Source organism: Herbiconiux dendrobii (assembly GCF_052048175.1).
In the GTDB taxonomy this organism is placed as follows: Bacteria; Actinomycetota; Actinomycetes; order Actinomycetales; family Microbacteriaceae; genus Herbiconiux.
On sequence record NZ_JBLZQV010000003.1, the window covers coordinates 793,356 to 804,521 of the forward strand.

12 protein-coding genes are annotated in these 11,166 nt (G+C 70.2%); 7 read left to right on the forward strand and 5 right to left on the reverse strand.

Going from position 1 to position 11,166, the window contains the following annotated elements:
• Window positions 1–37: 37 nt before the first annotated feature.
• Genes ACN4JJ_RS12745 through ACN4JJ_RS12760 form a run of 4 tightly spaced genes read right to left on the reverse strand, consistent with a single transcriptional unit; the run spans window position 38 to window position 3,621 of the window.
• Window positions 38–829 carry an HpcH/HpaI aldolase family protein gene (locus tag ACN4JJ_RS12745; protein WP_440710252.1) on the reverse strand — a complete coding sequence of 264 codons (792 nt, stop codon included), beginning with the start codon at window positions 827–829 and terminating at the stop codon, window positions 38–40.
• A complete protein-coding gene (locus ACN4JJ_RS12750; RefSeq protein WP_440710253.1) occupies window positions 826–1,740 on the reverse strand; it encodes a cupin domain-containing protein in 915 nt (304 codons plus the stop codon). Before ACN4JJ_RS12750 ends, ACN4JJ_RS12745 begins: the two co-directional genes overlap by 4 nt.
• Window positions 1,741–1,768: 28 nt before the next feature.
• Window positions 1,769–2,701: a 3,5-dioxohexanoate:acetyl-CoA acetone transferase gene (gene kce / locus ACN4JJ_RS12755; RefSeq protein ID WP_440710254.1), complete on the reverse strand. Its 933-nt coding sequence runs from the start codon at window positions 2,699–2,701 to the stop codon at window positions 1,769–1,771.
• The gene (locus tag ACN4JJ_RS12760) at window positions 2,701–3,621 is read right to left on the reverse strand and encodes a DUF6282 family protein (protein WP_440710255.1); all 921 of its coding nucleotides are present in this window, start codon (window positions 3,619–3,621) and stop codon (window positions 2,701–2,703) included. The genes kce and ACN4JJ_RS12760 overlap by 1 nt, the downstream gene beginning before the upstream one ends.
• Window positions 3,622–3,826: 205 nt before the next feature.
• Here ACN4JJ_RS12760 and ACN4JJ_RS12765 point away from each other — a divergent pair, with 205 nt between their 5' ends.
• The 7 genes from ACN4JJ_RS12765 (at window position 3,827) to ACN4JJ_RS12795 (ending at window position 10,467) form a co-directional block, all read left to right on the forward strand.
• Window positions 3,827–4,603 (forward strand): IclR family transcriptional regulator, encoded by a 777-nt coding sequence (locus ACN4JJ_RS12765; RefSeq protein WP_440710256.1) that lies wholly within the window; start codon window positions 3,827–3,829, stop codon window positions 4,601–4,603.
• 6 nt (window positions 4,604–4,609) lie between these two features.
• Window positions 4,610–5,482, forward strand: a complete 873-nt coding sequence (locus ACN4JJ_RS12770) for an ABC transporter permease (protein WP_440710257.1) — start codon at window positions 4,610–4,612, stop codon at window positions 5,480–5,482.
• The gene (locus ACN4JJ_RS12775) at window positions 5,479–6,291 is read left to right on the forward strand and encodes an ABC transporter permease (RefSeq protein ID WP_440710258.1); all 813 of its coding nucleotides are present in this window, start codon (window positions 5,479–5,481) and stop codon (window positions 6,289–6,291) included. The genes ACN4JJ_RS12770 and ACN4JJ_RS12775 overlap by 4 nt, the downstream gene beginning before the upstream one ends.
• A gap of 9 nt (window positions 6,292–6,300) precedes the next feature.
• Window positions 6,301–7,452 carry an ABC transporter ATP-binding protein gene (locus ACN4JJ_RS12780; RefSeq protein ID WP_440710259.1) on the forward strand — a complete coding sequence of 384 codons (1,152 nt, stop codon included), beginning with the start codon at window positions 6,301–6,303 and terminating at the stop codon, window positions 7,450–7,452.
• Between the two features lie 114 nt (window positions 7,453–7,566).
• The gene (locus tag ACN4JJ_RS12785; RefSeq protein ID WP_440710260.1) at window positions 7,567–8,649 is read left to right on the forward strand and encodes an extracellular solute-binding protein; all 1,083 of its coding nucleotides are present in this window, start codon (window positions 7,567–7,569) and stop codon (window positions 8,647–8,649) included.
• A gap of 65 nt (window positions 8,650–8,714) precedes the next feature.
• Window positions 8,715–9,506, forward strand: coding sequence for an IclR family transcriptional regulator (locus tag ACN4JJ_RS12790; protein ID WP_440710261.1), 792 nt, complete (start codon window positions 8,715–8,717; stop codon window positions 9,504–9,506).
• Window positions 9,487–10,467, forward strand: coding sequence for a cyclase family protein (locus tag ACN4JJ_RS12795; protein WP_440710262.1), 981 nt, complete (start codon window positions 9,487–9,489; stop codon window positions 10,465–10,467). Before ACN4JJ_RS12790 ends, ACN4JJ_RS12795 begins: the two co-directional genes overlap by 20 nt.
• Here ACN4JJ_RS12795 and ACN4JJ_RS12800 read toward each other — a convergent pair.
• The gene (locus tag ACN4JJ_RS12800; RefSeq protein WP_440710263.1) at window positions 10,460–11,113 is read right to left on the reverse strand and encodes an MBL fold metallo-hydrolase; all 654 of its coding nucleotides are present in this window, start codon (window positions 11,111–11,113) and stop codon (window positions 10,460–10,462) included. The two genes, ACN4JJ_RS12795 and ACN4JJ_RS12800, sit on opposite strands and share 8 nt — an antisense overlap.
• Window positions 11,114–11,166 lie beyond the last annotated feature (53 nt).

Here is an 11,166-nt window from a genome sequence, read left to right on the forward strand (position 1 = left end):
AGTGGTGCTGTGTTCGAGTGTGGCCGCGATCCGCGCGTCAGCCATAGGTCACCGTGCGGCCGGCGCGCACGGCGGCCGCAGCTGCGGAGCCCAGCAGGCTCGCGTCGTTGCTCATCATGGTGAACCGGTAGCCCGCGTCGACCGCCGCCTGCACCGAGGCAGCCGTCGCCCCGCCCGCGTTGCCGATCGGCACTCCGGCGGCCCGGCAGTCCCGGATCGCGCCGGCGATCAGCGCGACGACCTCCGGGTCGTCCTCCGCACGGCCTTCGCTCGTCGACAGGTCGGCGGCCCCGATCAGCAGGGCGTCCACCCCGTCGACCGCGGCGATCGCACCGGCGGCCCGGGCGGCATCCGCGCTCTCGATCTGGGCGATCAGCACGACCTCCTGCTGGCCGTACCGCAGGTACTCCTCGCGCGGCAGCGCGCCCCACGCACCGGCCCGGCTCGTGCTCCCCACTCCCCGGGTGCCGCGCGGGGGGAAGCGCACGGCGGCCGCGGCGGCCTCCGCCTGGGCGACCGTGTCGACGTGCGGCAGCATGATGCCCTCGGCGCCCGCGTCGAGCACCCGCTGCACCACCCCGGAGTCCAGGGAGGGGATGCGCACGATGGGCGAGACGCCCGCGAACAGGGCGACGCCGATCTGCCGGTAGGCCGACTCGATGCTCATGGCCGAGTGCTCGAGGTCGATGACCGCGAAGTCGAAGCCGGCCAGCGCGACCAACTCCATGCTCTCCATGGCCGGGATCTTGACCCAGGTGCCGATGGCCGGGCCATCCGCCCTCTCCAGGGCCGCTCTGAACAGGCTCGCAGGCCTCGGGAGCGCGGTCACGTCGACGGGTAATCGTCGGCGTTGAGAACCCAGCCCGAGGCCGAGAAGTCCTCCCGCGGGGGCGAGAAGATGTCGAGCAACTGCTGGTGCGGTCCGATCCCCTGCGTGGTGTGCACGGTGGGCGGCGGGATGACGCAGATCGACGGCGTGCCGATCTCCCGGTGCTCGTCGGCGCGCCAGGCGGCCGAGTCCGGCCCCCACGGGTACCGGATGTGGTGCACGAACCGGCCCTTCACCCCGAACGAGATCTGCTCGAAGTCGTCGTGGTGGTGCGGCGAGAGCTTGTGCTCGTTCCGCGGCTGCGGCTCCTCGGCCAGGAAGTTCACCATCAGGGTGGTGGTGCGGAAGATGCGGCCGAAGCGCCCCTCGGCGATCGGCGTGTCGGCCAGGCGGTAGACCCGCAGCGCGAAACCGCCGACGGGATCGGGCCAGGGCTCCAGCGGGGCCGCGCGCCGATCGGGCTCGGCGTAGGCCGGCGCGTTGAGCGCCGAGTCGCGCAGACCCTCGTCGACCGTGGAGAACACACGGATGAGCGGCCCGTCGGCCACGACCTCGATGGTGCTGTCTCCGGGAGGCACCACCACGAACGCCTCCTCCGCCACGTCGGCCACCGAGCCACCGGCGATCACGCGCACCGGCGCGCTCTCGGAGTACATCAGCACCGTGTACTCGTCGGGCTGGCCCGTGCGGGTGAAGACATCCCCGGCCTTCGCGTCGGAGTAGACGACCACGAGGTTCGCGGCGCGCGCGATCCAGGTGCGGCTGCCCGCGGCACTCACCTCGGTGGGCTCGGTGTCGTGGAAGGCGATCCACTGCGAGGGCTTGATCGGGGTGGAGGGGTCGACCGCCGTCGCCGGCGGCGGGGGCGGGGCGAGTTGCGAGCGGATGTCGTCTTTGGCATACATCGTCATGATCGTGGTCCTTGTCGTTCGTGTGGGTCTAGAGCGTGACCTGGTCGACGCCCTTGAGGGCGAGCATCCGGCGCGCGTCGGCCGGGGTGGCGATGGTCTTGCCGAGGTCCTCCACCACCGCACGGATCTTCCGCACCTGCTGCGCATTGCTCGTGGCGAGCTCACCCTTGCCGATCCAGAGGCTGTCCTCGAGCCCGACCCGCACGTTGCCGCCCAGCCACGCGCTGTGCGTGCCGAACTGCATCTGCGCGCGGCCGGCGGCGAAGGCCGAGAAGTAGTACTCGTCGCCGAAGAGCTTGTCGGCGATGGCCACCATGTGCGTGAGGTTCTCGTGGTCGGCGCCGATGCCGCCGAGGATGCCGAACACGCCCTGGATGAGGAACGGGGGCCGGATGAGCCCGCGCTCCACGAAGTAGGCCAGCGTGTAGAGGTGCCCGATGTCGTAGCACTCGAACTCGAACCGGGTGCCGAGCCCTTCCCCCAGCTCCCGCAGCGTGTACTCGATGCGGTCGAAGGAGTTGATGAAGGGGTGCGAGTACGTGTTGCGCACGTACTGCTCCTCCCAGTCGTACTTCCACTCGGTGACCTTGTCGGCGATGCCCGAGTAGACGAAGTTCATCGAGCCCATGTTGAGCGAGGCGAGCTCGGGCGCGAAGCGCAGCGCGCCGGCCAGCCGCTCCGGCATGGTCATCGCCGAGGAGCCGCCCGTGGTGATGTTGATCACCACGTCGGTCTTCTCGAGGATGCGCGGCACGATCTGCTCGTAGACCTCGGCCTCCCAGGCCGGCCGTCCGTCGGGGTGGCGGGCGTGCAGGTGGATGATCGCCGAGCCGGCCTCGACGGCCTCCAGCGCGGAGCGCACGATCTGGTCGGCGTCCCGCGGCAGGTACTCGCTCTGCGAGGGCACGTTCACCGACCCGGTCACGGCGGTGCTGATGATGACCTTCTCGGCCGCGCGCATCAGATGGTCTCCTCGAGGCCGAGGAGGAAGGCGGTGTTGCGGCAGATCATCTGGCGCACGTCCTTCTCCGGGATCCCGTGGTCCAGCAGCTGCTGCACCACGTAGATGTAACCGTCGACCGGCAGCGGGTTGGTCTTCTGGCCGAGGTCGGAGTCGATCACGGTGCGCTCGGGCCCGACCTTGCGGATCCAGTCGACGAGCTGCGAGATGGGGAAGCCGGGGGCGGGCACGGCCGGGTGGTACATCGACATCTCGTGCTCGACGAAGGCGCCGTAGCCGAGCATCTCCTCCACGTCGCCCTCCGAGGCGTTCACGATGAAGTCGGGGTGGTGCAGCAGCAGGCGGCGCACGCCGTTCTCCTGCGCGGTGGCGAAGAGGGCCTTCATCGACTCGGCGTCGAGGTGACCGCCCGACAGCATGATGCCCGCCTCGCCCACGAGCTGGGTGACGCGCACGGTCTCCGCGGAGACCGTGCCGGGGCTCGCCCAGATCGACTCCTCCTTCTCTTCGAGGTTGGAACCCGCCGTGGGGAAGCCGTCGTCGTGACTGTGGGCCCGGATGTGCTGGCCGGCCGAGACGGTCGGCCCCCACACGGCACGCCCGCCCATCTGGATGGCGACGGCCACCGCCGAGGGATTGACGCCGCCGACCTCGGAGTTGAGGGCCACGCCGCCGTACGCCGGGGTCGGGGCGTCTTTCAGCAGCTCCTTCATGGCCAGCAGGTCCATCACGGTGTTGTGGTGGTGCGACTTGATCAGGATCGCGCGCATGTTGATGCGGGCCGCGTCGTAGGAGGCCTCGACGTGGTCGAGCCGGCGCGGGAACGGGCTGGGGCCGGAGTGCACGTGGAGATCGACCGCTCCGTCGAGAACCTTGAGCAGTGCGGGCGATGGTGTGGTCATGTCGTCGGCGACGAGCATCCGAGAACCTCCTTGTGTTCGGATTGCGTACTTTTGGTTCAGATTACGGACATTTGCCCAATCTGTCCAGCCGGATCCCGGTGAATACGCTGATTCGACCGACGCGGCATTGTTCGTCATGCGAAATTGGCAATTGCATTATGAACATTTGCTTGCTTTACTGGTGCTCGTACGAAGCCCCAGACCCTCGACGAGGAGGTGAGAGATGACCGACACGGCCACCCCGACCGGAGACGACCCGCAGGTCATCCCGATGCCCGACACCGAGCGGGGCGCGATCCAGTCGATCGAGCGCGCGGCCATGGTGCTGGCACTGTTCGACCAGAACACCCGCACGCTGTCCCCGGCACTCGTGTCGGAGCGCCTCGGGCTGAACCGCACGACCTCCCACCGCTACCTGCAGTCGCTGCAGGCCTCGGGGTTCCTCGGCGCGGCCTACGGTCCCGGGCCGCTGATCGATCAGCTCTCGGGGCTGGTCTCGAGCCGGCAGCAGATCCTCTCCCTCGCGCCGTCGATGCTCCGGCAGCTGTCGGATCGCACCGGGCTCACGGCGGTGGTCAGCTTCCTAGGCCGCTCCGGGGCCGTCGTCGGCCACGTCGAGGAGGCGAACTCCGGAACGATCGTGCTCACCGTGCGCGTGGGCACCGTGCTGGAGCTGAAGGCCGCGCAGTCCCGCGCACTCCTGGCCTTCCAGTCCGACCCGGCGGTGGTGTCACGGCTTCACGCCGGCCTCAGCGCCGAGGAGGCCCGCAGCGAGAACGCCGAGCTGGCGCTGGTGCGCCGCGACCGTGTGGCCTGGGCCGACCTCGGCCGGATCGGGCTGGCCTCGGTGGCCGTGCCGGTCTTCGGCAGCGGCGACGTGCAGGCGGCCATGGCCGTGCTCGGCACGACGACGATGCTCCCCTCCTCCGAACAGTCCGCAGAACGCGTGACGATGCTGAGAGACGCCGCAGAGCAGCTCAGCGCGATGGTGAACGGATAACCACGAATGACCACCCCCTCCCGAACCCGGCGGACCCCGCGCCCCGGTTGGCTCCTGCTGGTGCCGGCCCTCGCGCTGCTCGCCGGAATCCTGCTCGTGCCGCTCTTCCAGAGCCTGCTGCGCAGCATCGGCACCCCGGAATTCACGCTCGATCACTACGCGAGCCTGTTCACCGACGGGGTGACGCTGACCGTGCTGGGCCGCACGGCGATGACGGCGGTGATCGTGACGGTCGTCACGTTCCTGCTCGGCTACCCCTACGCCTACCTCATGACGAGGGTGGGGCCGCGCCTGCGCGGAGTGCTGCTCGTGATCGTGCTCATCCCGTTCTGGACCTCGGTGATGGCCCGCAACTACGCCTGGATCGTGCTGCTGCAGCGCGGCGGCCCGGTGCAGAGCGTGTTCGAGTTCTTCGGGGCCGGCGACGTCGTCTTCCAGGGCAGCGTGGTGGGCGTCACCATCGCGATGAGCCAGGTGATGCTGCCGTTCATGGTGCTCCCGCTGTTCAGCGCGCTCGGCGGCATCGACCGCAAGCTGCTGCTGGCTGCTCGCGGTCTCGGCTCGTCACCGCTGGTGGCGTTCTGGAAGATCTACTGGCCGCTGTCGCGCGGCGGGGTGGTCTCGGGCCTGATCCTCGTGTTCACCCTGAGCCTCGGCTTCTACGTCACCCCGGCGCTGCTCGGCTCCCCCCAGCAGTCGCTCATCGCCCAGCTGCTCGCCCAGCGCACCACGCAGCTGCTCGACTTCGCCGGCGCGGGCGCCCTGGGCATCCTCGTGCTCGTGATCACGCTCCTGCTCGTCGCCTGGGCGAACCGCTTCGGCGGCACCATCTCGGCGATCGGCGTCGCCAGCACCTCGCGAACGAAGGAGACCCGATGACCGCCGTCCGTCGCCGCGACCGCGGAGTCGACCCGATCCCCTGGTGGCTGATAGCCCTCGGCGCGATCGTGGCGCTCTACTTCATCCTGCCGACCCTGATCGTGATCCCGCTGAGCTTCAGCTCCGCGTCGGCGTTCGAGTTCCCGCCGAAGGACTTCTCGCTGCGCTGGTACGAGAACTTCTTCACCGACCCGGTCTGGCTGACCTCGCTCGGCAACTCGTTCCTGGTCGCCATCCTCGCCGCGCTCATCGCCACCGTGGTCGGCACGGCCGCCGCGGTGGGCCTGAACCGGTTGACCGGCCGGCTCGCCGGATTCCTGCGCACCCTGCTGATGATCTCGATGGTCACCCCGGCGATCGTGGTGGCGGTCGCCGTGTACATCTCGTTCCTGCAGTGGCACCTGACGGGCAGCCTGCTCGGCTACGTGCTCGCCCACGCCGCCCTCGGCGTGCCCTTCGTGCTCGTGTCGGTGACGGCCGCCCTCGGCGGATTCGACGCCACCCTGCTGCGCGCATCCGCCTCGCTCGGCGCCTCGCCGCTGCGGTCGTTCGTGCGGGTGACGATGCCGCTGATCAGCCGCGGGGTGATCACCGGCGCCGTCTTCGCCTTCGTCACCTCGTTCGACGAGGTCGTGATCGCCCTGTTCCTGCGCTCGCCCACGTTCCAGACGCTGCCCGTGCAGATGTACAACAGCGTGACGTTCGAGCTCGACCCCACCATCTCCGCCTCGTCGAGTCTCGTCGTCGTCGCGGTGACCATCATCTTCCTGGTGCCGCTGCTCATCGGCAGCCGCAAGAAGACCCGTTAGGAGACCGTCTTGACCATCTCGAGCAAAGTACCCGCGACCGCGCCGCCGGCATCGCCGTCCTCACCGGCAGCTCCCCGGCAGGGCACGCAGATCCGGCTGTCCGGCGTCACGAAGGACTACGGGCTCGCCGCGCCCGCCGTCGACGCCGTCTCCCTCACCATCCAGCCCGGCGAGTTCATGACCCTCCTCGGGCCGAGCGGATCGGGCAAGACCACCACGCTCAACCTCATCGCCGGCTTCGAGACGCTCACCTCGGGAACGATCGCCCTCGACGGCGCCGATGTGGGCACCCTCCCGCCGCACAAGCGCAACCTCGGCATGCTGTTCCAGAACTACGCCCTCTTCCCGCACATGACCGTGGCGCAGAACGTGGCCTACCCCCTGCGCGAGCGCAAGGTGCCGAAGGCCGAGATCGCCCGCCGCGTAGCCGAGGTGCTCGAGCTCGTTCAACTGCCCGGGCGCGATCAGAACTACCCGGCCCAGCTCTCCGGCGGGCAGCAGCAGCGGGTCGCCCTGGCCCGGGCCATCGTCTTCGACCCCGCCGCCCTGCTGCTCGACGAGCCGCTCGGCGCCCTCGACCGCAACCTCCGCGGGGCGCTGCAGATGGAGATCCGCCGCATCCACCGCGAGGTGGGCTCGACCTTCGTCTTCGTCACGCACGACCAGGAGGAGGCGATGAACCTCTCCGACCGGATCGCGCTGTTCAACACGGGGCACATCGAGCAGGTCGGCACGCCCGAGGAGCTGTACCGGCGCCCGGACACCCTGTTCACGGCCCGCTTCCTCGGCGACTCCAACGTCTTCGACCTGGGCGGATCGGCCACCGGGGCGATGGCGACCTGGGAGGACAGCACCTGGACGATCGATCCGGCGACCATCGCGGATCATCCGGGTGTGACCTTGCACGGCGCCGTGGTCGTACGACCCGAAGACGTGCAGATCTCCCGCGACCTCCAGAGCGTTCCGGCCGGCGCCAACGCCGTGCGGGCCACGGTGCGCGATCTCGAGTACATGGGCTCCTACCGCACCGTGATGCTCGACGTCGGTCACGCCCGGCAGCTCGGCCGGGCCCGGATCGACGCCCTCGACGCCGCCTTCGCCCGGGGTGACGAGGTCACCGCCTGGTGGCGGCCGGAGCGCCAGCGCATCGTCGCCGTCTGAGCCGTGGCGCCGCTCGCGGCCGCATCCGTCTCTTCTCTTTCCCCCCCTTCCCCCTCCCAACCCACCACCACAGCACCCGGGCCACCGGGTACCCGAACGAAGGAAACGACAATGGTGTCCAGATCCAGAACCCTCACCATCACCCTCGGCCTCGTCGCCGTGACCGGACTGCTCTCCGGCTGCGCGGGAGGCTCGGCCGACGCCGGCAGCACCGGCGCGGCGGGCGGCGCCGACGCGCCGGCCACCATCACCTTCGTCGGTTACGGCGGAGGCGGCCAGGACGCCCAGATCGAGGCCTGGCAGAAGCCCTACACCGAGGCCCACCCGAACGTCACCTTCGTGAACACCTCTCCGCCCGACGTGGCCCAGGTCAAGGCGCAGGTGGAGAGCGGCTCCGTGCAGTGGGACGTGATGGCCACAGCCCCGTACGCGGCGCAGCAGAACTGCGGCACGCTCTTCGAGAAGCTCGACCTGAGCGCCGTCGACCAGACCGACCTCGTGGAGGGCACGGTGGGCGAGTGCTACCTCGGCAACTGGATCAACGCCACCCCGATCGCGTACCGCACCGACGCCTTCCCGGCCGGCGAGGGCCCCACCACGGTCGCCGACTTCTTCGACACCGAGAAGTTCCCCGGTCAGCGCGGCATCGTCACCAACCTGCAGAACGGCATCCTGGAGTATCCGCTGCTCGCCGACGGCGTGGCCCCCGACGACCTCTACCCGCTGGACGTCGACCGCGCGCTGGACAAGCTCGACACCATCCGCGACGTCACCACGTTCGCTCCGAACGTGGGCGCGCTGCAGCAGGCCGTCGAGGCCGACCAGGTCGACATGTTCCTGCTGCCCGACTCGCGCCTGGTGCCGCTGCTCCAGGGCGGGATGGACCTCACGATCGTCTGGGACGAGACCGTCGCCTCGCTCAACGCCTTCGCCATCCCGAAGGGCGCCCCGAACAAGGATGCCGCCGTCGACTTCATCTCCAGCGTGGTGGAGCCCGAGCAGGTCGCGAAGATCTCCGAGCTGCTCGGCGTGGCACCGGTGAACACCGCGGCGAAGCCGCAGCTGGACGAGTTCACGAAGCAGGTGGAGGTCTACGGCCCCGCCAACACGGGCGGCACGGTGCTGCAGGACGTGGACTGGTACGCCGACAACTTCAACGACGTGTCGACCGAGCTCACCACCTGGCTGGCCGGATGACGCCCGGGCTCGCGCTCGCGCCCCGCCACCCCGGAGATGTTCTCCCGCTGAACTACGCTTCAGGCATGGTGAACACCGACGGCACGGGCGAGGTATCCGGTTCCGACATCCAGGCGGTCGCGCGCGTCGGCCAGATCTGCTCGCTCTTCGGCCCGAACACCACGGAGCTGTCGGCGGCGGACGTGGCCGAGCGCCTCCACCTGAACCGCACCACGGCGTACCGCTACTGCGCGTCGCTCGTGGCGGCCGGAATCCTCGAGCGCGGGCCCCGTCGCGGCACCTTCGTGCTGGGCGGCCTGATGCTGCAGCTGGGCATCCACGCGCTGAGCCGCCGGCAGGTGGTCGAAATCGCTCCGCCCCACCTCGCAGCATTGGGCGCGGCCGTGCGCATGACGGCCGTGCTCAGCCTGTGGGGCGCGCGCGGCCCGGTCGTCGCCCTGGTGGAGGAGGACAAGAGCCGCACCGCGGTGGTGACCGTGCGCGCCGGCTCGCAACTCGACGCCACGGCGGCGCAGACCAGGGTATTCCTGGCGCATCTCGCCGACGAGCGCGCGATCGGCTGGCTGACCGAGGGCACCAGCTCCGCGCAGCGCGCCGAGCTCGAGGCGGCCGTGTACACCGCGCGACGAGCCGGATATTGCATCGCGTCGCAGTCCGGAGGCGTCTTCTCCACGGCCGCGCCGGTGTTCGACGAGTTCGGCATCGCGGCGACGGTGGGCCTGCTCGGCGCCGACCCGCAGGCGGATCTCTCGCCCGGCTCCCCCATCATCACCGAGTTGCTGAAGACCACCACGGCCCTCAGCACCGAACTCCGCGGCACCCGAGAGGGACGGCAGAATGAGACCCCCGACCTATGACGAACTCGCCTCGGCCGAGCCTCCGGGCTCGAGCTGGGACGTCTTCGGCCGAGACGACCAGCTCGGCACGATCAACTTCCTGACCCCCGACCGGGTCGCCGCCGCCGCGCACCTCGTGCGCACCGGACGGCGCTTCGGGCTCGACCATCCGGTGACCGCGTTCGAGCCCTACCCGACCGGCACGCGGCATCCGCTCGCCCACCACGTCTTCGCGAACAACGAGTGGCACCGCGACGACTGGGTGGACTCGTTCTACCTGCAGTCGTCGTCGCAGATCGACGCGCTCCGGCACATCGGGCACCCTCAGCACGGCTTCTACAACGGCCTCACCGCCGAGCAGAACGGTCCGGGCAGCACCCACCTCGGCGTGCACACCTGGGCGGCCGCGGGCATCGCCGGGCGCGGGGTGCTGCTGGACCTGCCGCGGTACTTCGCACGGCTCGGGCGGCCCTACGACGCCACGGAGACGATCGTGGTGGATGCCCGGATGCTCGATGACATCGCCGAGAGCCAGGGGGTGTCGTGGCGTCCGGGCGACATGCTGCTGCTGCGCACGGGATGGGCCGAGCAGTACCTCGCGAAGACGCCCGAGCAGCGGCTCGCGACACCGTGGCGCCGCTCGCCGGGGCTCGCCCAGCGCGAGGAGATCCTGCGCTGGCTGTGGGACCACCAGATCGCGCTCGTGGCCGCCGACAACCTCGCCGTGGAGGCCGATCCGGTGATCGACAGCGACTTCCGCACCCCGGGCGAGACTCCGCCGGAGAAGGGTGTCGACCACAGCGGGATGCTGCACCGGCCGCTCATCGCGCTGCTGGGCATGGCCCTCGGCGAGCTCTGGAAGCTCGACGACCTGGCGGCGGACTGCGCCGCCGACGGGGTCTACGAGTTCCTGCTCACCTGCAAGCCGCTCAACCTGATCGGGGGCGTCGGCTCGCCGCCGAACGCGATCGCCCTCAAGTGAGGGTGCCGGCCGGCCGCACGCGCACCGGGGCGCTGTGGCCGGCGCAGATCCACTCGATCCGCTCGTCGCGGATGCGCTCGGTGAGGGTGGCCAGCGTCGTGGCGGCCTGCGGCTTGTCGCCGATCAGGAAAGCCGGGAAGTCGCGCAGCAGGCCCTCGCCCGACACCATCGCGGCGTCGCCGATGAACAGCACCCGGCCCCACTGCAGTGCGACGTGCCCGGGCGTGTGGCCCGGGGCGGCCACCACGGCGAGCCCGTCGAAGATGTGCGCGTCGTCGGCGAACTCCACCACCTGATCCGGATACGCCGCGCGCATCAGCCGGGCGGAGAAGCGCCGCATCCGCGAGGGTGGGCTCGCTTCGCCGCGCAGGATGGCAGCGTCGGGCGCGCTCATCCGCACCGGGGCACCCAGCTCGCGCTGCAGCTTCGCCGCGGCCCCCGCGTGGTCGGGGTCGTAGTGCGTGAGCACGATGTCGGTGATCGGCCCCGTGACGGCTTCGGCGGCGTGCAGCTCGGCGGCGACCTTGCGAGCGCCCGATCCGAAGCCCGGATCGATCAGGGCCGCCCGCCCGTCGCCGACGACGACGTATCCGTTGGCCCCCGAGGAGTGGTCGAGCTGGTAGCAGCGATCGGCGATGCGGCGCACAACGGCCTCCTCGGGTCAGTGCTGCCCAGCCTAGGGCCGGCGCGCCCCGGCCG